The organism is Micromonospora terminaliae (assembly GCF_009671205.1).
Taxonomy (GTDB): domain Bacteria; phylum Actinomycetota; class Actinomycetes; order Mycobacteriales; family Micromonosporaceae; genus Micromonospora; species Micromonospora terminaliae.
Genome location: NZ_CP045309.1, coordinates 5814773 through 5840937, shown reverse-complemented (window position 1 = coordinate 5840937; position 26165 = coordinate 5814773). Strand labels below are relative to the sequence as shown.

The 26165-nt window shown below is 74.7% G+C and carries 29 protein-coding genes; 14 read left to right on the top strand and 15 right to left on the bottom strand.

Translation table 11 applies throughout. The features are described 5' to 3' along the window. Nucleotides 1-74: 74 nt before the first annotated feature. Nucleotides 75-1643, bottom strand: coding sequence for an FAD-binding oxidoreductase (locus GCE86_RS27035; RefSeq protein ID WP_239542173.1), 1569 nt, complete (start codon nt 1641-1643; stop codon nt 75-77). A 92-nt stretch (nt 1644-1735) separates the two neighbouring features. On the opposite strand from GCE86_RS27035, the gene GCE86_RS27030 reads away from it, so the two are divergent. Beyond that, nucleotides 1736-3868, top strand: coding sequence for a S9 family peptidase (locus GCE86_RS27030; protein WP_420846452.1), 2133 nt, complete (start codon nt 1736-1738; stop codon nt 3866-3868). 30 nt (nt 3869-3898) lie between these two features. Here the strand turns inward: GCE86_RS27030 and GCE86_RS27025 are convergent, their stop codons facing one another. Next, entirely contained in the window at nt 3899-4840 is a 942-nt protein-coding gene (locus GCE86_RS27025; RefSeq protein WP_154229507.1) for a threonine ammonia-lyase, read from the bottom strand. Between the two features lie 62 nt (nt 4841-4902). Between GCE86_RS27025 and GCE86_RS27020 the strand changes: the two genes are divergently transcribed. Beyond that, the gene (locus GCE86_RS27020) at nt 4903-5067 is read left to right on the top strand and encodes a hypothetical protein (protein WP_154229506.1); all 165 of its coding nucleotides are present in this window, start codon (nt 4903-4905) and stop codon (nt 5065-5067) included. Between the two features lies 1 nt (nt 5068). On the opposite strand, the gene GCE86_RS27015 is transcribed toward GCE86_RS27020, so the two are convergent. The 4 genes from GCE86_RS27015 to GCE86_RS27000 all read right to left on the bottom strand — a co-directional run bounded on the left by GCE86_RS27015 (nt 5069) and on the right by GCE86_RS27000 (nt 8572). Then, the gene (locus tag GCE86_RS27015) at nt 5069-7186 is read right to left on the bottom strand and encodes a bifunctional polysaccharide deacetylase/glycosyltransferase family 2 protein (protein WP_154229505.1); all 2118 of its coding nucleotides are present in this window, start codon (nt 7184-7186) and stop codon (nt 5069-5071) included. Between the two features lie 2 nt (nt 7187-7188). Next, a complete protein-coding gene (locus tag GCE86_RS27010; protein WP_154229504.1) occupies nt 7189-7611 on the bottom strand; it encodes a superantigen-like protein SSL4 in 423 nt (140 codons plus the stop codon). Nucleotides 7612-7719: 108 nt separating this feature from the next. Then, nucleotides 7720-8073, bottom strand: coding sequence for a hypothetical protein (locus tag GCE86_RS27005; protein WP_204341958.1), 354 nt, complete (start codon nt 8071-8073; stop codon nt 7720-7722). Continuing rightward, on the bottom strand, nt 8006-8572 hold the full coding sequence (locus tag GCE86_RS27000) for a TIGR03086 family metal-binding protein (protein ID WP_154229503.1): 567 nt from the start codon (nt 8570-8572) through the stop codon (nt 8006-8008). Before GCE86_RS27000 ends, GCE86_RS27005 begins: the two co-directional genes overlap by 68 nt. Before the next feature lie 31 nt (nt 8573-8603). Between GCE86_RS27000 and GCE86_RS26995 the strand changes: the two genes are divergently transcribed. Next, nucleotides 8604-9428 carry a helix-turn-helix domain-containing protein gene (locus GCE86_RS26995; protein WP_154229502.1) on the top strand — a complete coding sequence of 275 codons (825 nt, stop codon included), beginning with the start codon at nt 8604-8606 and terminating at the stop codon, nt 9426-9428. A 4-nt stretch (nt 9429-9432) separates the two neighbouring features. On the opposite strand, the gene GCE86_RS26990 is transcribed toward GCE86_RS26995, so the two are convergent. Genes GCE86_RS26990 through GCE86_RS26965 form a run of 6 tightly spaced genes read right to left on the bottom strand, consistent with a single transcriptional unit; the run spans nt 9433 to nt 15031 of the window. Continuing rightward, nucleotides 9433-10971, bottom strand: coding sequence for a SpoIIE family protein phosphatase (locus GCE86_RS26990; protein ID WP_154230693.1), 1539 nt, complete (start codon nt 10969-10971; stop codon nt 9433-9435). 2 nt (nt 10972-10973) lie between these two features. Then, the gene (locus GCE86_RS26985) at nt 10974-12338 is read right to left on the bottom strand and encodes a sensor histidine kinase (protein ID WP_154229501.1); all 1365 of its coding nucleotides are present in this window, start codon (nt 12336-12338) and stop codon (nt 10974-10976) included. Further along, nucleotides 12335-13348, bottom strand: coding sequence for a SpoIIE family protein phosphatase (locus tag GCE86_RS26980; RefSeq protein ID WP_154230692.1), 1014 nt, complete (start codon nt 13346-13348; stop codon nt 12335-12337). Before GCE86_RS26980 ends, GCE86_RS26985 begins: the two co-directional genes overlap by 4 nt. Beyond that, nucleotides 13345-13764: an ATP-binding protein gene (locus GCE86_RS26975; protein WP_154229500.1), complete on the bottom strand. Its 420-nt coding sequence runs from the start codon at nt 13762-13764 to the stop codon at nt 13345-13347. Before GCE86_RS26975 ends, GCE86_RS26980 begins: the two co-directional genes overlap by 4 nt. Beyond that, on the bottom strand, nt 13761-14171 hold the full coding sequence (locus GCE86_RS26970) for an STAS domain-containing protein (protein ID WP_154229499.1): 411 nt from the start codon (nt 14169-14171) through the stop codon (nt 13761-13763). Before GCE86_RS26970 ends, GCE86_RS26975 begins: the two co-directional genes overlap by 4 nt. Then, nucleotides 14171-15031: an STAS domain-containing protein gene (locus tag GCE86_RS26965; protein ID WP_154229498.1), complete on the bottom strand. Its 861-nt coding sequence runs from the start codon at nt 15029-15031 to the stop codon at nt 14171-14173. Before GCE86_RS26965 ends, GCE86_RS26970 begins: the two co-directional genes overlap by 1 nt. Nucleotides 15032-15192: 161 nt before the next feature. On the opposite strand from GCE86_RS26965, the gene GCE86_RS26960 reads away from it, so the two are divergent. Next, complete coding sequence (locus tag GCE86_RS26960) at nt 15193-15549, top strand: STAS domain-containing protein (RefSeq protein ID WP_091315546.1); 357 nt, start codon at nt 15193-15195, stop codon at nt 15547-15549. Between the two features lie 10 nt (nt 15550-15559). Here the strand turns inward: GCE86_RS26960 and GCE86_RS26955 are convergent, their stop codons facing one another. Beyond that, complete coding sequence (locus GCE86_RS26955) at nt 15560-16852, bottom strand: MFS transporter (RefSeq protein WP_239542171.1); 1293 nt, start codon at nt 16850-16852, stop codon at nt 15560-15562. A gap of 49 nt (nt 16853-16901) precedes the next feature. Between GCE86_RS26955 and GCE86_RS26950 the strand changes: the two genes are divergently transcribed. The 5 genes from GCE86_RS26950 (at nt 16902) to GCE86_RS26930 (ending at nt 19113) form a co-directional block, all read left to right on the top strand. Then, nucleotides 16902-17585, top strand: a complete 684-nt coding sequence (locus GCE86_RS26950) for a FadR/GntR family transcriptional regulator (RefSeq protein ID WP_154229497.1) — start codon at nt 16902-16904, stop codon at nt 17583-17585. Nucleotides 17586-17624: 39 nt separating this feature from the next. Continuing rightward, entirely contained in the window at nt 17625-18095 is a 471-nt protein-coding gene (gene mscL, locus GCE86_RS26945) for a large conductance mechanosensitive channel protein MscL (RefSeq protein ID WP_154229496.1), read from the top strand. A gap of 76 nt (nt 18096-18171) precedes the next feature. Then, the gene (locus tag GCE86_RS26940; protein WP_154229495.1) at nt 18172-18420 is read left to right on the top strand and encodes a hypothetical protein; all 249 of its coding nucleotides are present in this window, start codon (nt 18172-18174) and stop codon (nt 18418-18420) included. 29 nt (nt 18421-18449) lie between these two features. Beyond that, complete coding sequence (locus tag GCE86_RS26935) at nt 18450-18815, top strand: hypothetical protein (RefSeq protein ID WP_154229494.1); 366 nt, start codon at nt 18450-18452, stop codon at nt 18813-18815. 22 nt (nt 18816-18837) lie between these two features. Further along, a complete protein-coding gene (locus GCE86_RS26930; protein ID WP_154229493.1) occupies nt 18838-19113 on the top strand; it encodes a hypothetical protein in 276 nt (91 codons plus the stop codon). Here GCE86_RS26930 and GCE86_RS26925 read toward each other — a convergent pair whose 3' ends face one another. Then, nucleotides 19114-20319 carry a benzoate/H(+) symporter BenE family transporter gene (locus tag GCE86_RS26925; protein ID WP_154229492.1) on the bottom strand — a complete coding sequence of 402 codons (1206 nt, stop codon included), beginning with the start codon at nt 20317-20319 and terminating at the stop codon, nt 19114-19116. A 59-nt stretch (nt 20320-20378) separates the two neighbouring features. Here GCE86_RS26925 and GCE86_RS26920 point away from each other — a divergent pair, with 59 nt between their 5' ends. The 5 genes from GCE86_RS26920 to GCE86_RS26900 all read left to right on the top strand — a co-directional run bounded on the left by GCE86_RS26920 (nt 20379) and on the right by GCE86_RS26900 (nt 25058). Further along, nucleotides 20379-20942 (top strand): helix-turn-helix domain-containing protein, encoded by a 564-nt coding sequence (locus GCE86_RS26920; RefSeq protein ID WP_154229491.1) that lies wholly within the window; start codon nt 20379-20381, stop codon nt 20940-20942. A gap of 93 nt (nt 20943-21035) precedes the next feature. After that, entirely contained in the window at nt 21036-21755 is a 720-nt protein-coding gene (locus tag GCE86_RS26915; RefSeq protein WP_154229490.1) for a PP2C family protein-serine/threonine phosphatase, read from the top strand. A 51-nt stretch (nt 21756-21806) separates the two neighbouring features. Continuing rightward, nucleotides 21807-23006 (top strand): GNAT family N-acetyltransferase, encoded by a 1200-nt coding sequence (locus GCE86_RS26910; protein WP_154229489.1) that lies wholly within the window; start codon nt 21807-21809, stop codon nt 23004-23006. 39 nt (nt 23007-23045) lie between these two features. Further along, nucleotides 23046-23795, top strand: a complete 750-nt coding sequence (locus GCE86_RS26905) for a ZIP family metal transporter (RefSeq protein ID WP_154229488.1) — start codon at nt 23046-23048, stop codon at nt 23793-23795. Between the two features lie 72 nt (nt 23796-23867). Further along, nucleotides 23868-25058, top strand: coding sequence for a hypothetical protein (locus GCE86_RS26900; protein WP_244317085.1), 1191 nt, complete (start codon nt 23868-23870; stop codon nt 25056-25058). A gap of 11 nt (nt 25059-25069) precedes the next feature. Here GCE86_RS26900 and GCE86_RS26895 read toward each other — a convergent pair whose 3' ends face one another. Beyond that, nucleotides 25070-26152 carry an NAD-dependent epimerase/dehydratase family protein gene (locus GCE86_RS26895; RefSeq protein WP_154229487.1) on the bottom strand — a complete coding sequence of 361 codons (1083 nt, stop codon included), beginning with the start codon at nt 26150-26152 and terminating at the stop codon, nt 25070-25072. Nucleotides 26153-26165 lie beyond the last annotated feature (13 nt).

Sequence of the window (26165 nt, the reverse complement as noted above, 5' to 3'; positions counted from 1 at the left end):
CTCACCCCTTGACCCTAAGCCCGTTTTGTCGCCGCCAACCTCATGATCACCGACAAAGGACGGGCGGCGGCCGGTTACAGGCCGCCCGGGAGGCGGCCGGGGGACAGGCGGTGGTGGGGGTCGAGGTGGGCCTTGGCCGTGCGGAGGCGCGGCAGGGTGGGCAGCTCGCCCCAGAGGTCGACGGCCCGGCGGACCGGCGCTGGGGCGGAGACCACCACGCAGCGGCCCTGGCGGGCGAGGAGCACAACCCGGACTGCGGCGAGGATCGAGGCGACCCGCTCGGGCGGCAGCGAGCCGGGCAGTGCCGCGTGCACGGCGCCGATCCCGGCCGAGCCGCGGACCGGGACGGGGGTGCCGGCCGCGTCGCGCAGCGCGTAGACGGCGGCGTGCAGGTCGTTGATGGGCACCTCGATCCGCAGGGCCGTGTCGCCGGGGGCGAACGGGTAGCGGCCCCACCACTCGGGGGCGGCGTGGTTGACCACGGCCTCGGGGCCGAGCAGCGCGACGAGCCGGTCGGCGCGTTCCGCCACGTCGGCCGGGCCGCCTTCCAGCAGCACCACGAGGCTGCCCGCGGCAGCCGGTCGCCCCGGCCGGCCGGTCACCGACGGATGGTCGGGCCGGTTGGCCACGGACGGGTGGGACGCGGGAATCCGCCGCCGGCGCGGCAGCGGCACGGGCACCGGCAGGTCCAGCTCGACGGCCGCCGGATCGAGCCGGGCGGCGAGCACGGCCCGGACCAGGTCGTGCACCTCGAGGGGCGTCCACACCGGACGCGACACCCAGACCCGGCCGGCGGGCACGGCCTGCACCCGCATGGTGGCGGACACCAGCACCCCGAGGCCGCCCTGCGAGCCGCAGAGCAGCCGGGCCACGTCGAGCCCCGGTACCTCGCCCGTACCGAAGACGGCCGCCGCGCCACCACCGAACGCCCCGCCGCCCGACACCGCACCACCGCCTGGCACCGCACCACCGAACACCCCACCGCCCGGCACCGCACCACCCAACGCCGCACCACCCGAGGCCGCGCCGGAAGCCCCGCCGCTCGGCGCCGCCCCGCCCAGCCGCGGCCCGGCGCGGCCGAGCAGCGCAGTGCCCGGCTCCCCCACGCTGACCAGCTCACCGTCGGCGTCGAGGTAGCGCACCCCGACGAGCTGGGCGCAGGGACTGCCGTGCCGGTGGCGCAGCGGGCCGGCCTCGTCGGCAGCCAGCACCCCGCCCAGCGTCGCCCCGGGAGAGGGCGCGTCGACCGGGAGGCGCCGGCCGGTGCGCTCCAGGGTGGCCTGCACGGCCCGCAGCGGGGTGCCGGCACCGATCTCGGCCACCGCCGCGGCGTGCGGCTCGTGCCAGACCCCGGCCAGCCGGCCGGTGTCGAGCATGATGTCGACCTGTGCCGGGGCGGCACCCCAGTCGATCTTCGTGCCGGCGCCCCGGGGCACCACGGTCAGGTCGTGCGCCGCGGCCAGCCGGAGCACCTCGGCCGCGGCGTGCGGGCCGCCCGGCACGGCCACCCAGCGGGCCGTCCGCCCGGCCACCTCGTCGGCCGGGCCGGCGAAACGTGCGAACGGCGGCCCGCAGATCTCCGCCAGCTTCCGGGTGATCTCGAGGGCTCCGGGTCGATCGGTGGAACGCGCTGCAGCCGCCATGGCGGTTATCGTACACATGTTCGAAAGCCTTGCCGGCGAGTCGCGGCACTTCGGCGGCGCGCGGCCCGATCGGCGGCATGCCGGCCGGTAACGTGACGCCCGTGACCACCGAGACTTCCGACAACTCCGGCCCGGAGCCGTCGCCTGCCCCCGTCGCGAAGCGCGTTCCGGCCGACCGGACCCACCACGGCGACACCGTCGTCGACGAGTACGCCTGGCTCGCCGCCAAGGACGACCCCGAGACGATCGCCTACCTGACCGCGGAGAACGCATACACCGAGGCACGCACCGCGCACCTGGCGGGGCTGCGCGCCGAGCTGTTCGAGGAGACCCGCCGGCGCACCCAGGAGACCGACCTGTCGGTGCCGACCCGCAAGGACGGCTACTGGTACTACACCCGCACGGTGGAGGGCCAGCAGTACGGCGTGCACTGCCGCCGGGCCGTCCGCGACGGCGAGACCACGCCGCCGGTCAGCGCGGACGGCGCCCCGCTCGACGGCGAGGAGGTGCTGCTGGACGGCAACCAGCTCGCCGAGGGGCACGACTTCTTCGCCCTCGGCGCGTTCGACGTGAGCCCCGACGGGCGCTGGCTGGCCTACTCGACCGACTTCTCCGGAGACGAGCGCTTCACGCTGCGGATCAAGGATCTGCAGACCGGCGAGGCGCTCCCCGACGAGGTCCCGGACACCTTCTACGGCACCGCCTGGTCGAGCGACGCCTCCACGCTGTTCTACGTCACGGTCGACGACGCCTGGCGGCCGAACCGGGTCTGGCGGCACACCGTGGGCACCCCGTCGAGCGAGGACGGGGTGGTGCACCAGGAGGACGACGAGCGGTTCTGGGTGGGCGTCGAGCTGACCCGCTCCGAGCGGTTCGTCGTCATCGACATCCACAGCAAGGTCACCAGCGAGGTCCGGGTCATCCCGGCCGCCAACCCCACCGGCGAGCCGGCGATCATCGCGCCGCGCCGGCAGGGCGTGGAGTACGCGGTGGAGCACCACGGCCACCGCTTCCTGATCCTGCACAACGACGGCGCCGAGGACTTCGCGCTGGCGTACACGTCGGCGGACGCGCCGGGCGACTGGACGCCGCTGATCCCGCACACCCCCGGCACCCGGCTGGAGTCCGTGGACGCGTTCGAGAACCACCTGGTCGTCTCGCTGCGCAGCAACGGGCTGACCGGGCTGCGGGTGCTGCCCGTGGGCGGCGGTGACAGTTTCGACATCGACTTCCCCGAGCCGATCTACAGCGTCGGGCTCGACGCCAACCCGGAATACCGCACGAGCGAGGTGCGGCTGCGCTACACCTCGCTGGTCACCCCGGACTCGGTCTACGACTACGACCTGGTCACCCGCCAGATGGTGCTGCGCCGGCGGAAGCCGGTCCGGCCCGGTCCGGACGGGCGGGAGTACGACCCGGCCGACTACGAGCAGCACCGGGACTGGGCGCTCGCCGACGACGGCACCCGGGTACCCATCTCGCTGGTCTGCCGCGCGGGCACCCCGCGCGACGGCTCCGCTCCCGCGGTCATCTACGGCTACGGGTCCTACGAGGCGAGCATGGACCCGTGGTTCTCCATCGCCCGGCTCAGCCTGCTCGACCGGGGCGTGATCTTCGCGGTGGCGCACATCCGCGGCGGGGGCGAGCTGGGCCGGCGCTGGTACGACGAGGGCAAGCTGCTGGCCAAGAAGAACACCTTCACCGACTTCGTGGCGTGCGCCCGGCACCTGGTCAAGGCCGGCTGGACGGCCAGCGACCGGCTGGTCGCCCGGGGCGCCTCGGCCGGCGGCCTGCTGATGGGCGCCGTGGCCAACCTCGCCCCGGACGCGTTCGCCGGGATCGTCGCGCAGGTGCCGTTCGTGGACGCGCTCACCTCGATCCTCGACCCGTCGCTGCCGCTGACGGTCACCGAGTGGGAGGAGTGGGGCAACCCGCTCGACGACCCCGAGGTCTACGCGTACATGAAGTCCTACACGCCGTACGAGAACGTGGCCGCGGTGGACTACCCGGCGATCCTCGCGGTGACCAGCCTCAACGACACCCGGGTGCTCTACCACGAGCCGGCCAAGTGGATCGCCCGGCTGCGCGCGGTCGCCCCGCAGGGCGACTACCTGCTCAAGACCGAGATGGGCGCGGGCCACGGCGGCCCGAGCGGCCGCTACGACGCCTGGCGCGAGGAGGCGTTCGTCAACGCCTGGACCCTGGACCGTCTGGGCCGCGCCTGACCCGTCGGGCTGAGGGGCCGCGCCGGCCCCTCAGCCCAGCAGCGGGCCCAGCACGTGCGGGTCCGCGTTGCCGCCGGTGACCACCGCGACGGTACGCCCTGGAGGCAGCGCGTCCCGGTGGAACAGCCGAGCGGCCAGCGCGACCGCGCCGCTCGGCTCGGCCACGAGCCGGGCCTCGCGGAGCAGCCGCCCCGTCGCCGCGAGGATCTCGTCCTCGGCCACCGTGACGATGCCGTCGAGCCGGTCCCGCAGGTGGGCCAGGGTCAGTTCGGACAGGTTGGTACGCAGCCCGTCCGCGCAGGTCCGGTAGGTGCGTTCGACCTCCCAGACCACCACCTCCCCGGCCGCCAGGGAGTCGCGAGCGTCGGCGGCGAGCAGCGGCTCCACCCCGATCACGGCGGCCGACGGGCGCAGCGCCTTGACGGCGGTGGCCACGCCCGCGGAGAGCCCGCCGCCACCCACGGGCACCAGCACCACGTCGACGTCGGGCAGGTCGGCGACGATCTCCAGGCCGATCGTGCCCTGCCCCGCGATGATCCACGGGTGGTCGAAGGGCGGCACCAGCGTGGCCCCGGTGTCGGCGACGATCCGCTCGGCCTCGACGAGCCGGCGGGCCGGCGGCACGAGCCGCACGTCGGCGCCGAGCGCCCGCATCCGTTCCACCTTCACCCGCGGCGCGCCCTCCGGCACGACCACGGTGCACGGCACGCCGAACGTGCGGGCCGCGTACGCCAGGGCCTGGCCGTGGTTGCCGGAGGAGTGGGTCACCACGCCCCGGGAGCGGGCGGCCGGGTCCAGCCGCGCCACCGCGTGCGTCGCCCCGCGCAGCTTGAACGAGCCGACCGGTTGCAGGCTCTCCGGTTTGAGCCACAGCTCGTCGTCCCAGAGCGTCGGCACCAGGGGGGTACGCACCACGGCGCCCGCCACGTCCTCGGCCGCGGCCCGGACGTCCGCGATCGTGACCAGGTCCATCGCCCCATCCTGCCGCGCCGCCGGAGGGTCCGCCGCCCCGCGCCCGGCCCTAGACTGCCCGGGTGAGCGACGACGAGCAGCGGGCGGAGGGCGGGCCGGGGCCGGCCCGGCGCGCGCCCGTGTGGCTGATCCTCGGGGTGGTCGCCTCCGCCCTGGTGGTGTGCTGCTGTTCGGCGCTGATCGGCCTGACCGTCTCCTGGGCCGCCGGGCTGTTCGGCCCGCGGTGACTCAGCGGGCCGGCGCCCCGCCGACCAGCGCCGCCGCCTCGCCGGTGCGCACCATCCGCTGCCAGCGCAGCCGGTTGCCGACCACCGCGGTCACCACCGACTGCACGACCACCAGGTACATGACCTGCCGGTAGACGAGCTGCTGGAACGGCAGCGTCCAGAGCGGGCCGAACCGCTCCCGGTCCAGGCGCAGCGCGTACGCGGCGGTGCCGCCCTGGAGCAGGAGCAGGCCCAGCCAGGCCAGCGCCAGCTCGGACCAGGGCAGGAAGAGCAGCCCGAAGAGGGCGAAGACGTCGACGGCCGGCGCGGCCAGCGGCAGCACGATCTGGAACACGGTCAGGTACGGCAGCCCTCGCCGGCCCAGCTTCCCGCCGGCGCCCGCCTCGCGCAGCGCGTGCCGGTGCTTCCACATGGCCTGCATGGTCCCGTAGCACCAGCGGTAGCGCTGCCGCCAGAGCTGGCGCAGCGACGAGGGCGCCTCGGTCCAGGCGATGGCGCTCTCCTCGTACACCACCCGCCAGCCGGCCCGGAGCACCTTCATGGTGAGGTCGGTGTCCTCGGCCAGGGTGTCGGCGGGCACGCCGCCGACCGCGAACAGCACCTGGCGGCGGAACGCGCCGATCGCGCCGGGGATGGTGGGCATGCACTCCAGCACGTCGTACATCCGGCGGTCGAGGTTGAAGCCGATCACGTACTCCAGGTGCTGCCAGCGGCCGAGCAGCCGACGCCGGTTGGCCACCTTGGTGTTGCCGCTGATGGCCCCGACGGTCGGGTCGGCGAAGCCCTGGACCAGCCGGTAGACGGTGTCCGGTTGGAAGACGGTGTCCCCGTCGACCAGCACCAGCAGTTCGGCCCGGGCGGCCCGGATCCCGGTGTTCAACGCGGCCGGCTTGCCGGCGTTGGCCTGCCGGATGACGCGTACCCCGCGCAGCCGCATGCGTTCGACGATGTCGGCCGTGCCGTCGCTGGAGCCGTCGTCCACCACGATCACCTCCAGCGCCGGGTACGCGCTGGCGACCAGGGACCGCACGGTGGCGGCGATGTTCGCGGCCTCGTTGTAGGCCGGCACGATCACCGACACGGGTGCGACCACCTCGGGCCACCGGCGCCGCGGCCGGCGTACCCGGCGGACGTGCCGGCGGGCGCAGACCACCTGCACGCCGAGGCGGACCACGCCGAGCACCAGGGCCACCGCGAGCAGCAGGTTCATGGCGGAGGTCAGCCAGTCGGCGCCGGTCTGCGCCCAGCGCAGCGCCGTGCCGCTCAGCCGGGCGCCGGCGGTGGCCGGCACCATCGAGTCGGGCGCGCCGATCCCGGCGGAGACCGTGGTGAACCGGTAGCCCTGCGCGGCCAGCCGGGGCAGCAACTGGTCCAGGGCGGCCACGGTCTGGCCGCGGTCCCCGCCGCCGTCGTGCATGAGCACCACCGCGCCGGCGCCGCCCGTCGGGGTGGCGGCCCGCACGATGGCCGGCACGCCGGGGCGCTGCCAGTCCTTGGCGTCCCGGTCGGCGAGCACCGCCACGTGCCCGCTGACGGCGGCCGCCCGCAGCGCCCGGTACTGCGCGTCGGTGACGGCGGCCGGAGTCGACGAGAAGGGCGGCCGGAACAGCGTCACCTCGCGGCCGGTCACCCCGGCGACGGCGTTGCGCGTCCAGGAGAGCTCGGCCCCGGCGCGCCAGCCGGGGGCGGTGGTCAGGTCGGTGTGGGTGAAGGTGTGCGAGCCGATCTCGTGCCCCTCGGCGAGGATCCGCCGGACCAGGTCGGGGTGCTCGTCCACCCGCGCGCCGACCACGAAGAACGTGGCGTGGGCGTGGTGCCGGCGCAGCACGTCGAGGATCTGCGGGGTCCACCGCGGGTCGGGGCCGTCGTCGAAGGTGAGCGCCAGGGTGCGCGCCGGCAGCCGCCGGCTCACCGGCGTGGGGCCGTCCAGCCGCAGCACCGGCCCGCCGGTGGCGACCGCGCGCGGCGCGGGCGAGGCGGGCGCCTGGTCCGGTCCGGAGCCGCCGCCGACGGCGCTGACCAGGCCGTGGAAGCTCAACGCGGCGAGCAGGGCGACGAGGCCCAGCAGGAGCAGCACCCAGTGCGCCCGGGGGTCGCGGCGGGCGATGTGTCGCGCCATGGTCAGGGCTTGCCCGGCGACCGGCTCGGCCTGGCGCTGTTGCGGCGCTCGTCGCCCTGCCCCGGCACGCTGGCGGTCGGGCGGGGCGCGGCCGTCGTGGCGGCCCGGGTGGGGACGGTCGTGTGCGTGGCCGACGGCGCGGACGCCGACGGGCCGGTGCGGGTGGCCGACGAGGGCCGAGGGCTCGGGGCGGTCGGCTCCCGGTCCCGGGGCGGCGCGTCGACCCCGGCCTCGATGGGCGGCGGCTTCGTGTCGGACCAGCCGGGCAGCGGCACCGTCGAGTCGAAGAACAGCCCGGCCAGGATCAGACCGAAGCTGGTCAGCAGGCCGAGGCCCATCGCCACGCCGGCGATCACGGTCAGCCGGCGACGCCGGCCGGTCCGGTCGACGAACACCGGCGGCGCGGCGTTCGGCTGGTTCGGCATGGTGCTGGTCTCCCGCTGTTCGCGCTCCCGCCGGCTGGGCGCCGGCTCGGGAGGCCACTCCCCGGGCCTCCCGACGCAAACAGCGCCGCCGGCGCCGTTCGCGTCACGTCAGGTCGCGCGCAGCTCCTCTACCGTCGTGCCGGCACGCAGGAAGAGCAGGCCGACGCCGACGGTGAGCAGCACCGCGGCCAGCCCGCCGGCCGCGAACCAGGCCAGCTGCTCCCACGGTACGTGCGGCGGGACGGTCACCTCGGGCACCCATTCGGTGCGGACGTAGCGGGCGCGGGTGGCCGGGTCACCGCAGAGCCGCTCGCCCGCGTCGCAGAACTCCTGCGCGTAGCCCCCGCCCCTCGGTGCGGGGAACAGACCCCGGACGAGCAGGTAGCCGGTCGGGTCAGGGGGTCCAGGCGGGGTCGCGGCCGGTCCGCCCGAGCAGGGCGTCCAGCGTGGTGGGCTCTCCACTCGTCGGCACCGGCTCGCCGAAGGCGCCCATCTTCTGCCCGGTGTCGCCCATCCGGTCCATGAAGCCGTGCCCCGCCGCCAGCACCGCCGGGTCGACCTCCAGCCGCTGGCCGGTGGCCCGGGCGAGGTCCCAGCCGTGCACGGTGAGGTCGATGAGCGCCATGTCGCCGACGGTCTCCTGCGGCAGCCCCATGCCCGGCGAGACGCCCTCCAGCGCCGCCGGGTCCGACCACGCCCGCGTCAGGCGGTCGGCCTCGGTCGCGAACCGGTCGCGCCAGCCCTCGGTGAGGTGGTCGGTCTTGGCCGCCCAGTCGACCTCCCGCCGGCCGGCCAGCGCCTGGAAGTTGACCACCACGTCGAAGAGGTGGTTGAGCAGGTCGCGCACGGTGTAGTCCGGGCACGGGGTGGGCAGGCCGAGCTGGTCGTCGGAGATGCCCTGGACCACCGCCACCGTCCGGGGCGCGGCGGCGGCCAGCAGCTCACTAGTCTTCGTGGTCATAGGGCCAGCGTATGAGGGCGGTCTTGAAGAAATGCGACACGAACCGCGGCGGGACAACCGGGGCATCCTCGACCCCGGTCGGCTCCGGCGGCGGGTCCACTTCCGACGCCGGCTGCCCGCACCGGCGCTGCGCCCCTGGGTGGAGCACTACTGGCTGATCGACTGGGCGCTGACCGACCCGTTCGACCAGCGGATCGTCCCGCACCCGGCGGTCAACCTGGTGTTCCAGGCCCGGGAGGTCGAGGCGGAGCACGGCGAGATCGCCGGCGTGGACACCGGGCTGTTCACCGTCACCCTGCACGGCACCGGCCGGGTCACCGGCGTGCAGTTCCGGCCGGGCGGCTTCCGCCCCTTCTGGCCCCGCCCGGTCTCCGAGCTGACCGGCCGGCGCCTCCCGCTGCCCGCGGGGTCACCGCTCACCGGCACGCCGTTCGCCGCCGGGCCGGTCTGCCCCGGTTCCGACGACGAGCGGTGCCGCCGGCTCGACGAGCTGCTCACCGCCTGGCAGCCGGTGCCGGACCCGCTCGCCGCCGAGGCCACCGCCCTGGTCGAGGAGATCCGCGCCGACCGGAGCGTCCTGCGCGTCGACGACTTCGCCCGGCGGCACGGGACCTCCACCCGGCGCCTCCAGCGGCTGTTCCTGGACCAGGTGGGCGTCGGTCCGAAGTGGGTCATCCGCCGCTATCGGCTCCAGGAGGCGATCGAGCAGGCCGCCGCCGGGCCGCTGGACTGGTCGCGGGTCGCCGCCGACCTGGGGTACGCCGACCAGGCCCACCTGGTCCGCGAGTTCACCGCGGTGGCCGGGGTGTCGCCGGCGGCGTACGCCCGCTCGCTGGCCGATTCGCGCGGCGGGTGACGGCTCAGCGGCGGCGGACGGCGACCACCGCGACGTCGTCCTGGATCTCCGGCGGGGCGAGCTCGACCAGCAGCCGCTGGCAGAACTGGTCGAGGTCGGCGTCCACCCGGGTGGCGACCACGCCGAGCGCCGCCATGCCCTCGTCGATGGTGGCGTCCCGCCGTTCGATCAGCCCGTCGGTGTAGAGGACCAGCGTGGCCCCGGCCGGCAGCACGAACTCCAGGTCCGGCGGGCGGGGCGCGCGCACCCCGAGCAGCGCGGCGGACTGCTGCACGAACTCGATCCGCCCGTCGTTGCTGATGAGGGCGGGCAGGTGCCCGGCGCTGGCCAGGCGGATCAGCCCGCTGCCCGGGTCGAGCAGCAGCACGCAGAGGGTGGCCAGCTCGGTCGGCAGGAGGGTACGCATCAGCTCGTTGACCCGGTCCAGGATCACCCCCGGCGGATGCCCCTCGACCGCGTACGCGCGCACCGCGTGCCGCAGCTCGGCCATCACCGTGGCGGCGTGCAGGGAGTGCCCGGCCACGTCGCCGATCGCCACCAGCAGCTGACCGTCGAGCACCACCAGCTCGTAGAAGTCGCCGCCCACCTCGGTCTGCGAGCTCGCCGGCTCGTAGCGGACGGCCAGGTCGAGACCGGCGACGTCGGGCAGCCGGCGGGGCAGCAGGCTGCGCTGGAGGGTCACCGCGATGCGGTGCTCCTGGTCGAAGGAGCGCTGGGCCTCGACGGCCGACGCGACCGCCTGCGCGAGCTGCACCAGCACGGGGGTGCGCACGGTCTGGGTGGCGGTCGGCACCACCACGTAGAGCGGGGCGCGGTCCTCGCGCAGCCGGGTCGCGGCCACGGTCACCGTGTCGCCGTCGGGCCAGGCGGTCAGGTCCCACGCGTCCGGTTCGTCGACCCGGACCCGGGTGCCGATCGGCTGGCCGGTGTCGTCCACCGTCCACGGCACGATCACCGGCGGCGCCTCCGGCCCGACGGTCACGCCCGCCAGGCAGTCCCCGTCGAACGTCTCGGCGACGACGGCCGCCGGGCTCTTGAAGATCCGCGCCGCACCGGCCGTCGCCTTCTCCAGCAGGCGGACGAAGTTCGGCGCGGCGTGCATCTCGACGGTGGCGTCGGCCAGCGCGGCGAGCCGCTCGGCGAGCAGTTCGGCCCGCTGCCGGGCCTGGTAGTAGCGGAGCACCGCGTGCGCGGTGGCGACCAGTTCCTCCGGCTCGATCGGCTCGGCCAGGTACGCGTCGGCGCCCCGGGTCAGCCCGTGCGCCCGGTCCACCACGTCCACGGCGTGTGCCGAGACGTGGATGACCGGGGTCGACGGGCGGAAGTCCTTGATCAGCTCGCAGACCTCGAAGCCGCTCATGTCCGGCAGCCGGACGTCGAGCACCACGAGGTCGATCCGGTCCTTGCGCACCCGGTCCAGCGCCTCGGCGCCGTTCTGCGCCTCCAGGGTGGTGAAGCCCGCCCGGGTCAGCCAGTTCACCAGCAGGTACCGCTTCGGACCGCTGTCGTCGACCACCAGCACGGTCGCCGGGCCGCCCTCCACCGTCACGCTCCGCCCACGGGAAGGACCACGGTGAAGGTACTGCCCCGGCCCGGTTGGCTGGCCAGCTCGAGCGTTCCGCCCAGTAGCGTGACGAGCCGCCGCGCGTACGGCAGGCCGAGGCCGGTGCCGCCGACCCGGGTCGCGCCCGGCACCTGGTAGAACTCCTCGAAGATCCGCTCGTGCAGCTCCGGCGGGATGCCCGCACCGGTGTCGGTGACCGACAGCGCCCAGAGGTCGCCCCGGCGTTCCGCCCGCAGCCGCACCTCACCCCGCTCGGTGAACTTGAGACCGTTGTGCAGGAGATTGCGCAGCACCTGGGCGAGCAGCACCTCGTCCGAGCGGAGGGTCACGGGCGCCGGCGGCTCCTCCACCACCAGCTCCACCTCGGGCCGGGTGGCCAGCGCCCGCAGCGTGCCGCGGAGCTGCCCGAAGAGCCCGCGCAGGTCCACCTCGGCCCAGTTGGGTTCGAGCCGGCCGGACTCGGCCTTGGCCAGGTCGAGCAGCTCGTTGACCAGGCCGAGCAGGTCGGCCGCGGACGACCGGATCAGCCCCACCTGCCGGGCCTGCTCGCCGGTGAGCGGGTCGGAGGCGGAGTCGGCGAGCAGGCGGGCCAGCCCGATGACCGCGGTCACCGGGGCGCGCAGCTCGTGGCTCACGTTGGCCAGGAACCGGCTCTTCGACTCGCTCGCGGCGCGGAGCTGGGCGGACTTCTCGTCGAGCTCGGCGTAGAGCGCCACCACACCGCGGTTGGTCTCCTCCAGCTCCTCGGTGAGCTGGTTGTAGAGCGCCATCACGCCCCGGTTGGTCTCCTGGAGCTCGGAGTTGAGCACCTCCAGCTCGTCGCGATGGCTGCGCACCTCGTCGAGGGCGGCGATGAGCTGCGCGTTCTGCGCGGCCAGCTCGTCCAGCGCGGTGCCCGGAGCGCTGGTAGCCAGCTCGGCGCGGAGCTGGGCGAGGCGCTCCGGCGTGAGCGGTGACGCGGTTGCCGGAATTCGTCGGGACATCCTCACGACCGTATCGCCCTCGTGGGTCGCCACGCCCAGCATGTCCACCAGCCGCGCCACCGCGCCGGACTGCGGCTCGTACCGGCCGCCGGGCAGCGGGCGCACCGGCGCCAGGTCGACCCGGAGCACCCGCTGGCCGGTGTGGGTGTCGAGGACGACCGTGAAGGTGACGTCCGCGCCGTCGACCGCGCGCAGCAGGTCCCGGGCCACCTCGCTGAGCGCGGTGGCCAGGCGTACCTGGTCCTGGTGCTCCAGCCCGACCGCGGCGGCCACCTCCCGGCCGCGCTGCCGGACCAGGAAGATGTCGTGCTCCACCCGGAGCGCCATCTGCAGCAGCGGGTCCGGGCCGTCGGGGCGGGTCATGACTCGGCCCGGGCGACCAGGACGCAGGCGTCGTCGCGGCGGATACCGGCGTCACGCAGCAGGGTGGCGGCGACCAGCAGCGGCGCGCGGCCGGTGAGGCCGGGGTAGTCGGCCAGGTCCCAGCGGTCCACCACGCCGTCGCTGTGCATGACCAGGGTCGCCCCGGACGGGAACGGGTAGTCGTACTCCCGCACCGAGGGGCGCTGGTGTCCGGCGATGCCGGGCAGCGAGACGAGGCCCCGCCGCCGCTCGCCCGCGGCCACGATCATGGCTGCGATGTTGCCCAGCCCGGCGTACCGCAGCAAGCCCGACACGGGATCCGGTTCGGCGACCGCCAGCGCGGCGCCGCGGGTGTGTGCGATGGAGCGGTGCAGGTGCTGCACCACGCTGCCCGGCGAGCCGGCGGGCGCGGCCCGGAACGCGGCCAGCGCGGCACCGGTCGCGGCGGCGGCCAACGGACCGTGTCCCAGGCCGTCGCAGACCAGCACCTGCCGCCGGCCGTCGGTCACCCGCACCGCGTACCCGTCGCCGGTGACCTGCTCGCCGGTGATCGGCCGGGCCAGCGCACCGGCCCAGTCCGGCTCGGGGACCGCACCGTCCCAGACCTGGACGGTCAGCACGGTGCCCCGGCCGGGCAGCGAGTAGCCGTCGAACCGGCTCGCCTGCCGGACGATGGCGCCGAGGCCGATGCCGAGGGTGCCGGTGGTGGAGTGCCCGTCGGCCGAGGAGAGCGCGAGGTCGGCCATGCCCGGGCCGGAGTCGATGGCGACCAGTTCCACGCCGGCCCGCCCGCCCCGGCGCACCGGGCGGAGCAGCAGGGCGCCCTCCTGGGCGTGCTTCACCAGGTTGCTGGTGATCTCGGCGGTGACGATGGCCAGATCGGCGACGCGCGGCTCGGAGAGTTCCACCTGCCGGCCGAGCCGCTCGGCGGCCCGCCGCACGCTGCTCGCCGTGGCGCCGCTCTCCACCCGGAACCAGAGACCGTGGTCGGCGACCACGTCGGCGTTCATCGGGACCACTTGGTGACGGTGATCCGGGTGCCCTCACCCACGGCGGTCCAGATGTCGAAGTCGTCGACCAGCCGACGGGCCCCGCTGAGCCCCAGGCCGAGCCCGCCGCCGGTGGTGAAGCCGTCGGTGAAGGCCGCGTCGAGGTCGGGGATGCCCGGCCCCTGGTCGGCGAAGACGATGCGGACGCCGCGGCGGCGGCCGTCCTCCACGGTGGTCACCTCGGCGCTGCCCCCGCCGCCGTAGATCAGCGTGTTGCGGGCCAGCTCGCTGGCGGCGGTGACCAGCTTGGTCTGGTCGACCAGCGAGAGCCGGGTCGCGACGGCGGTGGTGCGTACCAGCTGCCGCACCCGGACCACGTCCTCGTCGCTGCGGATCGCCTGGGTCGCCGGCACCCCCAGGTCGACGCCGGAGGTCATGACGTGGCCGTCGTCTCGGCGTCCTCGTCGACGTCCGCCTCGTCCCACTCGTCGGCCCGGCTCGCCGCGACCAGCTCCATGCCGCGCTCGACGTTCAGCGCGGTACGGATGCCGTTGAGCGACAGCCCGAGCTCGACCAGGGTGATGGCGACGGCGGGACGCATCCCGACCACGACCGTCTCGGCGTCCAGCACCTTGGAGATGGACGCGATGGTGGAGAGCATGCGGCCGACGAAGGAGTCGACGATGTCCAGCGCCGTGATGTCGATGATCACGCCGTGGCAGCCGGTGGCGACGATCCGCTCGGCCAGGTCCTCCTGGAGCTGGACCGCCGTCTGGTCGGACATGTCGACCTGGATGGAGACCAGCAGGATGTCACCGATCTTGAGGATCGGCACCCGCTCCATCAGGACTCCCGACGTGCGCGGCGGGAGGTGGTCTCGACGCCGGTCAGGCGCAGCACGTGGCGCAGCGCGTCGGCCAGGCTCGCCTTGGTGGCGATGTCACCGAACTCGATGCCGAGGGCGACGATCGTCTGGGCGATCTGCGGCCGGATGCCGGAGATGATGCAGTCGGCGCCCATCAGCCGGGCGGCCACCACGGTCTTGAGGATGTGCTGGGCGACCTGGGTGTCCACCGCCGGCACGCCGGTGATGTCGATGATCGCGTACGGCGAGCCGGTGTCGACCAGCGTCTGGAGCAGCCGCTCCATCACCACCTGGGCGCGGGCCGAGTCGAGGGTGCCGACCAGCGGGACGGCGACCACGCCCTCCCACAGTTTCACCACCGGGGTGGACAGCTCCAGCAGCTGCTCGGCCTGGTCGGCGATCAGGCCCTCGCGGGTGCGTACGAAGCTCTCGAAGGTGAACAGCCCCATCTGGTCGACGAGGGCGGAGTAGGCGACGAAGTCGCGGAGGGTGTCCGCGTCCTTGCTCTCCTCCATCAGCTCCAGCAGCGCGTCCTTGAGCGCGAACACGCTGATCGCGGTCTCGGTGGCGCTGAAGCCCTGCCGGGCCCGGCTCGCGGAGAGTTCGGCCAGCACGGCCCGCAACTCGCCGCCGTGCTCGTCGGCAAGGTCGGTGAGACCGTGCTGCCCGGCGTCGACGATGCTGCGGTGCAACTCCCGCCCCTGCCGGGACAGTTCCGCCTGGCTGAGCCGGCCGCGCAGCGAGCCGGCCACGATCTCCGTCCAGCGCACGATCAGCCGGTCGGCGTGCTCAGTCAGCAGGCGGGCGAGCCGACCACTCTGTTCGGCGCTCAACGCCATCTTGACCTCCCTGAACTTTGGACGGGCGGACTCTATCACCGGGGCCTGCGGCACTAGTTGCCGCAGAGCAAAGGAATGATCGTCGGCACCCTTCTCCGCTCCCGTTCTGCACGTTGCCAGCTTCGTGGGATACGGTTCCACCGAACACAGGAGGTCGGCGAATGTCCCTGACGGTGCACACGGAACAGCGCGGCGACGTGGTCGTCGTGTCGGTCGCGGGCGAGCTGGACATGGCGACGGCACCGCAGCTCCAGGACCAGATCACGGACCTGCTGGACAAGGGGCGCAACCGCCTCGTGTTCGACCTGGCCGAGGTGTCGTTCTGCGACTCCACCGGGCTGTCGGTGTTCGTGCGCGCCAAGAACAGCTGCGACGAGGCCGGCGGCGTGGTCCGGTTGGCCGCCCCGCAGCGCGGCGTGCTCCGCATCCTCGAGGTGAGCGGCCTGGTCGAGGTGCTGCACACCTATCCGACGGTGGAGCAGGCCGTGGCGGGCGACCCCACGCCGGCCTCCTCCTGACCGTTCCTCCTCAGCGCTCGTCCTCGATGTAGCGGGGACGAGCGATCACGATGCCCGCCGCCGTCTGCACGGCCAGCGCCACCAGCAGGAACCCGATCGGCGCGGTCCAGCCCCCGGTCGCCTCGTAGAGGATGCCGACCAGCAGCGGGCCGAGCGCGGCGATGACGTAGCCGGTGCTCTGCGCGAAGGCGGAGAGCGCGACGGTGCCCTCGGCGGTCCGGGCGCGCAGCCCGATCGTGGTGAGGATCAGCGGGAACGCGCCCTGACCGAAGGCCAGCAGCAGCACCCAGAGCGGCGCGAGGCCGTGCGGCGCGAGCGCCAGGCCGACGTAGGCGGCCGTCGAGAACGCGGTCAGCGACAGGACCAGCGGGCGCAGCGTGGGCAGTCGGCCGGCCAGGGCCGGCATCATGAGCGCCACCGGCACGCCGAGCGCGGTCACCCCGGCGAGCAGCAGGCCGGCCGCCTCCGGCGCGTAGCCGGCGTCCCGGAAGAGCTGAGCCAGCCAGCCCATGATCGCGTACCCGCTGAGCGACTGCGCCCCGAAGTACACCGCCATGGCCCAGCCGAGCCGGGTCCGCGCCGGCCGCACCCGCGCCGGCCCGGCGGCGGCCGCCGCGGGGCTCGCCGCGCGTCGCGCGGCCCGGGTCCGCAGCGCCAACGGCACCCACGGGAGTACGGCCACCGCGGCCAGCCCGGCCCAGACGCCGAGCCCGGCCCGCCACGAGCCGAAGGCGTGGGCGATCGGCACCGCCGAGGCGGCCGCCACCGTCGTGCCCACCGTCAGGGCCATGGTGTACGCCCCGGTGACCAGCCCGGTGCGGTGCGGGAAGTGCTGCTTGACCAGCATCGGCAGCAGGATGTTCGCGACCGCGATGCCGGCCAGCGCGAGCGCGCTGGTGAGCACGAAGACCGCCGCCGAGCCGGTGACCACGCGGAGCACCTGCCCGACGGTCAGGGCGAGCATGGCCACCACCAGCACCCGGGCGGCGGGCCAGCGGCGGACCAGCCACGGGGTGAGCGCGCCGAGCCCGGCGAAGGCGATGGTGGGCAGCGTGGTGACCAGGCCGGCCATCGCGCCGGAGAGGCCCAGCCCGTCGCGGATCTCGTCGAGCAGGGCACCCAGGCTGGTCACCGCGGCGCGCAGGTTGACGGCGACCAGCAGCATGCCGACCAGGACCAGCAGCCCGCCGCGGACCGGGGTGGTCTGCGGCACGGGTGCGGCGGCCGGGGCCGGCCCGGGGGTCACGTCGGTGGTGGGCGCGTCGGTGACGGCGGCCGCGGTGGGCGGGGGTGGCGGGGTCATGACCTCGAACCTACAATCATGGGATGAATTTCGGCAGGAGGTGTAACCGGTGACACCCGCCGTCGATTCCGTCGCCGTGCCGCCGCGCGGCCACCGCGTGCGCCAGACGATCGAGCAGCTCCGGGCCCGGATCCTCGGCGGCGAGTGGCCGGTGGGCGGGAAGATCCCCACCGAGCCGCAGCTCGTCGCCGCGCTCGGCGTCGGGCGGAACACGGTCCGCGAGGCGGTCCGGGCGCTGGTGCACGCCGGGGTGCTGGAGTGCCGGCAGGGCTCCGGCACCTACGTGGTGTCGACCGACGAGCTGGCCCCGGTGGTGGCCCGCCGGCTCACCGACGACCGGATGGCCGAGGTGATCGAGGTCCGGCGCGCCTTCGAGGTGGAGGCGGCCCGGCTCGCCGCGCTGCGGCGTACCCCGGATGACCTGGCGGCGCTCGACGGCGCGCTCGCCGCCCGGGAGGCCGCCTGGCGCTCCGGCCGGGTGGGTGAGTTCGTCGAGGCGGACGCCGCGCTGCACACCGCGGTCGTGGCCGCCGCGCACAACGCCATGCTGGCCGAGCTCTACGCCTCGGTCGGCGCCGCGCTGCGCAGCACCGTGGCGCAGGCGATGGGCGAGACCCTGGAGCCCGAGCGGTACGTGGACCACGGCCGGCTGGTCGCGGCCATCCGGGACGGCGACCCGGCCCGGGCGGCGATCGAGGCCGGTGCTTTTCTCGAGGCCCCCTCCGGGGCGTAGGTTGTCCCGGACAGAAATCCGGACAGCACGGGAGAGCGGATGCTCAAGGGCTTCAAAGACTTCATCATGCGCGGCAACGTCGTGGACCTCGCGGTCGGTGTCGTCATCGGCGCGGCCTTCACCGGCGTGGTCACCCAGCTCACCAAGTCGTTCCTGGAACCGCTGGTCCGGGTGTTCATCGCGCTGATCACCGGCAGCGAGGACGGCATCGGCGGCTCCACCCCGAAGTTCCGGGGCATCCCGTTCGACTGGGTGGCCTTCGTCAACGCCGCGATCACCTTCCTGCTCACCGCGGCGGCGCTGTACTTCCTGGTCGTCTACCCGATGAACCGGCTCGCCGAGCGGCGCAAGCGCGGCGAGGAGCCGCCGCCGAAGGCCCCCAGCGAAGAGGTGCGGCTGCTCACCGAGATCCGGGACGCGCTGCTCGCCGGCAACCACGCCACCCCGGGCCAGCGCGGCGCGCTGGACGACGTGCTCGGCCGCCGGCAGGAGCCCCCGGCCGCGCGCTGACCCATAGCCGATCGGCCCCCGTGGGAATCCCGCGGGGGCCGACGCGTGTCGAACACATGTTCGATAGAGTCCGGGCATGGAGCAGCGCAGGCACTGGTGGAACGGGAAATGGGGGCGGCTGGCCCGGCGGGACGTCTTCCTCCGGGTCGACGGCGACCGCTGGCACGTCGAGCAGCGCGCCGGCGGCGCCGAGGGGGTCTCCCAGTTCTACGAGTACGCCAGCGTCGACGAGGCCGAGGAGACCGTCCGGGCCCTGCTGGAGGGGCCGGACAGCTGGCGCGAGCTGTCCCCCCGCCCACCGAGCGGCTGGGCCCCGCCCGTTTAGCGCCCGCGCGCCCCGGGAACCGCGCCTGTATGAGCCAGCAGCAGGACACCGTCTCCCGGGTCACCACCGGCATGCGGGTGATCGACTCCACCGGCGTCGAGGTGGGCACCGTGGATCTCGTCCAGCGCGGCGACCCGGCCGCCGTGACCGTGCAGGCGCCCGCCCCGGTGGACCCGGGCAGCAGCCTGGACGAGCTGATCGGGTCGGCCGCCGCCGAGGAACCGGACGTCCCGGCCGACCTGGCCGCCCGGCTGCTGCGCGAGGGCTACCTCAAGGTCTCCACCGAACTGGCCCGTACCGGCGCCGTCTACGTGCTGGCCGACCGGATCGCGGCGGTCACCGACGACGGCGTACGCCTCACCGTCCCGGCCGGCGAACTCCCCCCGGAGGAGTGACTTCCCGCCTACGGTGGGCGGCATGTGGATGGTGATCGGAGAGCAGGGCGGCACGCCGACCGAGGCGGCGGCGCGGGCCGCCCAGTTCGCGCACATGGCCGAGGTGACCCGGCGGAGCCCGGGCTTCGTCCGGGGCTGGTGGGGCTCGGACGACGACGATTCCGACCTCAGCCACGTGCTGGTCGTGCTCGACACGCTGGAGGACGCGCGGGCGCTCCGGCGGATGGTCGAGGAGAACGTCAGCGGCGCCCGCCTACGGATCATGGAGATCGGCGTCGAAGCGGAAGGCACCTCCTGATCAGCCCACGCGGGCCGGCGCGGCCGGCTGCGGTTCCGGCTCGGGCGCCGGTGGCGGGGCCGGGCGACGGCGGAACAGCAGGAGCATAAGCCAGCCGGCGACCAGCCCCCAGAACGCGCCGCCCACACCGAGCAGGCTCACCCCGGAGGCGGTGACCACGAGGGTGACCACGGCGGCCTCCCGGGCGTCCGGCTGGGCGACCGCCGCCGCGACGGCACCGGCCAGCGCGCCGAGCAGCGCGAGCCCGGCCACCGCCTCGACGAGGACCGGCGGGGAGAGCAGCACCAGGGCGGTCGCCACGCCGGCGCCCAGGCCGAGCAGCGCCAGGCCGATCCCGGCGGTGACCGAGGCGATCCAGCGACGCTCCGGGTCGGGGTGGGCGTCCGGGCCGGCCGCCAGCGCGGCGGTGATCGCGGCCAGGTTCACGGCGTGCCCGCCGGCCGGCGCACCCAGCACGGTGGCGAGCCCGGTCACCCGCAGCGCCGAGCCCAGCGGGGCGCGGTAGCCGTAGCCGGCCAGCACGGCCGTCCCCGGCACGTTCTGCGCCGCCATGGTGACGAGGAAGAGCGGCAGGGCCAGCCCGACGATCGCCGGCAGCGTCCAGGCCGGCGCGGTCAGCACGACGGCCGGCGCGGCGTCGATCCGGGCGGGCCCGGTGGTGGTCAGCGCGATCGCCACCACCGCCACGGCGAGTGCGCCCGGCACCGCCCAGCGGCGGGCGAACCGGTGCAGCAGGAGCCAGGCGAGCACCACCGGCCCGGCCAGCCGGGGCACCTCGACCAGGGCCCGGACGGGCGCGGTGCAGAGCGGCAGCAGCACCCCGGCGAGCATGGCGCTGGCGATCGGGGCGGGGATCGCGGCGACGGCCCGGCCGAGCGCGGGGACGAGCCCGGCCGCGACGATCAGCAGGCCGGCGAGCAGGAAGGCGCCGACCGCGGCCGGCCATCCACCGGGCACCGGCCCGGTGGCGACGAGCAGCGCGGCGCCCGGGGTGGACCAGGCGATGGCCAGCGGCAGCCGGTGCCGCAGGCCGAGCCAGACGGCGCAGCAGCCGCTGGCGACGCAGAGGGCGAGCAGGCCGGAGGCGGCCTGGGCCTGGTCCGCGCCCACGGCGCGCAGCCCGGCCAGCACGACCGTGAACGAGCTGGCGAAGCCGACCAGGGCGGTCACCACGCCGGCCAGAACGGGTTGCAGCCGACCGGCCATGCTTGCCTCCCTCACCACCGTTCCGTTTACGGAACGAGCCGATGTAGCACCATAGCCCCATGGCAGCTGCCCCACCAGCCGGTGACCGGACCACCGACGCCGTCGGCCGGCGGATCCGCGCCCTCCGCGAGGAGCGCGGCATGTCCCTGTCCACCCTCGCCCGGCTGGCCGGCGTCGGGAAGGCCACCCTCTCCGGCCTGGAGAACGGCACCCGAAACCCGACCCTGGAGACCCTGTACGCGATCACCGCCCAGCTCGGCGTGCCCCTCACCGCCGTGCTCTCCGGGCCGGCCGAGACGCCGACCGTCCGCGGTGCCGCGGTGGGAGCGACCCTGCTGGAGGTCTTCAGCGACACCGACGCGACCTACGAGCTGTACCGGATGCGGGTCAGCCCCGGCCCGGCGCAGCTCTCCCCCGCGCACCAGGCCGGTGTCACCGAACACGTCACCGTCTTCTCCGGCGTGCTCCGGGCCGGCCCGGCGACCGCCCCGCTCACCGCCGGCCCGGGGGAATACCTCCGCTGGGCCTCCGACGTGCCGCACAGCTACGCCGCGGTGGGCGACGAGGAGGTCCGGGCGAGCCTGCTGCTGCGCTACCCGCGACCGGCCACAGTGGAGCCCTGATACATACCCCGTGTGCAAGCCGATGACATTTCTTTCCGCAGACCCCGCAGTCCGTAGAGACGCGGAGCGGGTGTTCTTGGCAAGCTTGTCCCCATGACGCTGATCCTCCGCTCGGCCATCCTGAACGACGTCGGCCTCGTCCGGACCAACAACGAGGACTCCGCCCTCGCCGGTGACCGCCTGGTGGCGGTGGCCGACGGCATGGGCGGCCTCCCGGCCGGCGAGGTGGCCAGCGAGATCGTCATCCGCATCCTGGACGAGCTCACCCCGCCGACCGTGCCGGACGAGGCCGCCGACGCGCTGCGCGCCGTGGTGAGCACCGCCAACCAGCGCATCCGCGCGGCCATCACGGTCGACCCGGCCCGCGACGGCATGGGCACCACCCTGACGGCGGCCCTGCTCGCCGGCGACACCCTGGTCCTCGCCCAGGTCGGCGACTCCCGCTGCTACCTGCTACGCGACAACGAGTTGACCCAGCTCACCCGGGACGACACCTTCGTGCAGGCGCTGGTCGACCAGGGCGCGCTCTCCCCCGACCAGGCCCGCCACCACCCGCAGCGGTCGCTGGTCACCCGGGCGGTGCAGGGCTCGGACGCGCCGCCGGCCATCGGGGTGCTCACCGTGTTCGCCGGCGACCGGCTGCTGCTGTGCAGCGACGGTCTCTCCGACTACGTGGAGGACGCCGCCATCGCCTCGGCGCTGGGCACCTACGGCGACCGGCAGCAGTGCGGCGAGCAACTGGTGAAGCTCGCCCACCAGGCCGGCGCGCCGGACAACGTCACCGTGGTCGTCTCCGACGTCACCGAGGCCTGACCCCGTTCAATTCGGGTTGCGCCACCGGGCCGGTGCCGTTGGGATGAACGGATGCGCATTCGCCGGTTGGCCGCCGAGGAACGCCTGACCACCAGCTTCCCCCTCCAGGCGTACGCCTTCGAGGCATCGCCGATGGCGGCGTCTCGGACCGAGGAGTTCCGCGAGTACCTGCCGTACAACGCGGGCAACCGGACGCTGGTGGTCGAGGAGGACGGGGTCACCACGGCCGCGGTCTCGGCCGTCCCGATGCGGCAGAACCTGCGCGGGGCCGTGCTGCCGATGGCCGGCGTCGCCGGGGTGTCCACCCACCCGCTGGCCCGCCGGCGCGGGCACGTGCGCGCGCTGCTGGACCGGCTCCTCGACGAGATGCGGGACGAGGGGCACCCCCTGACCGCGCTCTACCCGTTCCGCGCCTCGTTCTACGAGCGCTTCGGCTACGTGGGGCTGCCCCGCCGGCGTACCGCGGTGTTCTCCCCCGCGGACCTGGCCCCGCTGCTCCGGGCCGAGCTGCCCGGCGAGGTGGTGTGGGAGCGGATCGGCGCCGGCTACGAGCGGTGGCGGGCGTACACCGAACGCTGCCTGCGCGAGCGGCACGGGTTCGCGATCTTCCCGGACTTCCGGGCGGCCGGGCTGCGCGACCGGGACGACCGGTGGCTGCTCACCGCCGTCCGGGACGGCGAGACGGTCGGCGCGGTCACCTACCGGATCGACGACCACGGCGGCACGCTGATCGCCGACGACCTGCTGGCCGCCGACCCGTACGCCCGGGCGTCGCTGCTCCAGTTCTTCGCCCGCCACGTCGACCAGGTCGACCGGATCAGCGTCGAGCTGCCCGCCGACGAGCTGCCCGAGCTGTGGCTCACCGACCTCGCCGTGCACGTGGAGGCGCGGGTGTCCCGGCCCGGCTCACCGGCCCCCATGGCCCGGCTGCTCAGCCTGGAGGCGCTCGCCGGCCGGCCCGTCGGCACCGGCCGGGTCACCGTCGACCTGGTCGGCGACCGCTGGCTCGCCGGCACCCACCTGCTCGACGGCGCCACGGGCACGCTGGAGGTGCTGCCGGCGGAGACCGCCGCCGCGGGCACCGTGCCGGCGGCACGGCTCACCGCCGCCGGGCTCTCCGCCCTGGCGTACGGGGTGCTCGACCCGGCCGAGGTGGCGGTGCGCGGGCTCGGCGAGGTGCCGGCCGACGCGGCCGCCGAGCTGCGCCGGATCTTCCCGCGGGAGCTGCCGTACCTGTTCGCCGACTTCTGAGCCGGTTTCCGATCTCGGCCCGGGGGTAGGGTCCTGCGGGTGCCGGAGTGGTTGGAAGCGGGATTCTGGGGGCTGGTCGCCGGATCCGCCCTGCTGATCGGGGCGGCCGTCGGGTTCTTCGCACGGGTGCCCCGGCGCGCCATCGCGTCGGTCATGGCGTTCGGCGCCGGGGTGCTGCTCTCGGCGGTCTCCTTCGAGCTGATCGCCGAGGCGCACGAGCAGGGCGGCTTGAGGCCCGTGGTGATCGGCGCGGCGCTCGGGGCGCTCGCCTACACCGGAGCGAACATCCTGCTGGCCCGGCGCGGGGCGCGGCATCGCAAGCGCTCCGGCGACGAGCAGCCCTCCGAACAGGAGCAGCCCGGTTCGGGTGCCGCCATCGCCGTGGGCGCGGTGCTGGACGGCGTACCCGAATCGGTGGTCATCGGCGCGAGCCTGCTGGCCGGCGGGCCGGTCAGCCTGGTCACGGTGCTCGCGGTCTTCCTCAGCAACGTGCCCGAGGGCATGTCCAGTGCGGCCGGCATGCGCCAGGCCGGCCGGAGCCGCCGCTACGTCTTCCTGCTCTGGACGGCGATCGCCCTGGTCTCCGGCGCGGCGGCCCTGGCCGGGTATGCCCTGCTCGGCGGTGCCCCGCCCGCGCTGCTGGCGGGCATCACGGCGCTCGCGGCCGGCGCGATCCTCGCGATGATCACCGACACCATGGTCCCGGAGGCGTACGAGGACGCCCACCTGCTGGTCGGCCTCATCACCGTCCTCGGCTTCCTGGTGGCGTTCGCCCTGTCCCACGCCTGACGCGGCTTAGCGGCGGGTTAAGGATCGCGTCCGGAGTCGTGCGGCGGCGGGCGGTCCTCCTAGCATCGGGCGGTGCGCGTGAAGTCCGCTGTCACCCTCCTCGTCCTCGCTGTCGCCACCGCGACCCTGCCGGCGTGCGGGGGTGACCATCCGGCCGGCTCGCCCGCGCCGGTCGCCGCCACCGGCACCGCCGCCGCCGGCCCGACGCCACCCGCGACCGGCGTCCCCAGCGCGCGGGCCGGTCTCGGCACCGCCAAGCCGGGCACCGCTCCCTCGGCGGCCGCGTTCCACGCCGGCAACCCGGACGGGCACGCCGCCGTGCCCGCCGAGGCGCGGGCCGTGGACACGTCGCGCCCGACCCGTACGGTCGGCACCGGCACCCCGGCGAGCTGCACCTCGGAGGCCGTGGTGAAGGCCGTTGCCGCTGGCGGGATCATCACCTTCGACTGCGGCCCGGCCCCGGTGACCATCCGGATGACGGCCACCGCGAAGGTGGTCAACTCGCACGGCCCCCGCGTCGTGCTGGACGGCGGCGGCAAGGTCACCCTGAGCGGGGGCGGCCAGCGCCGGATCCTCTACCAGAACACCTGCGACCAGGCCCAGGGCTGGACCACCTCGCACTGCCAGAACCAGGACCACCCGCAGCTCACCGTGCAGAACCTGACCTTCGCCGACGGCAACTCCACCGGCGACCGCACCGAGGGTGGCGGGGGCGGCGCGATCTTCGTACGCGGCGGCCGGTTCAAGGTGGTCAACAGCCGCTTCGTGGACAACCGCTGCGACCGGACCGGCCCGGACCTGGGCGGCGCGGCGCTGCGCGTGCTCAGCCAGCACGAGAACAAGCCGGTGTACGTCGTGAACAGCACCTTCACCGGCGGGGTGTGCGCGAACGGCGCGGCGACCAGCAGCATCGGCGTCTCCTGGACCGTGCTGAACAGCGTCTTCCGCGACAACCGGGCGGTCGGCACCGGCGCGAACCCGTCCCGGGCCGGCACCCCCGGCGGCGGCAGCGGCGGCGCCATCTACTGCGACGGCAACGAGTTCACCGTCCGGATCGCCGGCACGATCATCGAGGGCAACACGGCGAACGAGGGCGGCGGCGCCGTCTTCTTCGTCAGCAACAACCGCACCGGCACCATGAAGATCGAAGCGTCGACGCTCCGCCGCAACCCGAGCAAGGGCTTCGAGACGAAGGGCTACCCCGGCATCTTCTTCCTGGGCGCCCGCCCACCCACGGTGACCGGCTCCCGGCTGACCCGCTGACCCCGTGCGCCTCAGTAGGGGTTGGGGTGGCCGGGGAGGCGGGCCTTCAGGAGGGCCTTCGGGCGGCCGGGGAGGGTCGGGTTCGCCGACATCGGCGGGCTGGTGGTGCCGGTGCGGCTCGACATGCCGTCGAACAGCTCCTTCAGCGCGGTGACGCTGTCGACCTTCGGGGTCCAGCCGAGTTCGCGCTCGGCGCGCTCGCTGGACATGAGCGGGGCGTTCAACGCCAGGTCGACCCAGCCGGTGTCGATGGGTTGCAGCCGCGCCCGCCAGGTCAGCGCCGCCGCCGCGCGCAGCACCGGGGTGGCCACCGGCACCGTCCAGCCGTGGAAGTGCCGGGCCAGCAGCTCCGGGGTGAGCACCGGGTCCGCGGCCACGTTGAAGGCGCCGCGCGCGTCACCCAGCACCGCCCGGGCGTACGCGTCAGCCACGTCGTCGGCGTGCACCGCCTGCATGCGCAGCCGCCGGTGCGTCGGCACCAGCGGGATCCGGCCGTACCGGAGCAGGCGTACCGGCGCGAGCGGGCCGATGAAGTAGCGGCGGATCTCCGTGCCCGCGTCCCGCTGGAACGTCAGCCCCGGCCGCAGCCGGACCACCCGCAGCTCCGGGTGTTCCCGCTGCACCACGTCCAGCAGCTCCTCCACCTCGGCCTTGTCCCGGCTGTACGACGAGGTCTCCACCCCGGTGGCCGGCCAGTTCTCGCTCACCGGACGGTCCTTGGGGCCGGGCGCATAGGTGCCGACCGACGAGGCGTACACCAGGGCGGGCACACCGGCCCGGACGGTCGCCTCGACCACCGCGCGGCTGCCGTCGACGTTGGTCCGGTGCAGAATGCGCTGGTCGTGACTGGGCTGGATCTGCCAGGCCAGGTGCACGACAGCCCGCGCCCCGGCGAAGGCCACCGACAGCTTCTCCACCGCGTCCGGCGCCCCCACGTCGCAGGAGTGCCACTCCACCCCGTCGTACGGCTCACCGGCGTCCGGACCGGGCATCCGGCGCGCCACCCCGACCAGCTCCGCCCCGGCCTCCCGCCGCAGCCGGCGCAGCAGCGCCGTCCCCACGTTGCCGGTGGCCCCCACGATCACGATCCGCATACCGGTGCCGTAC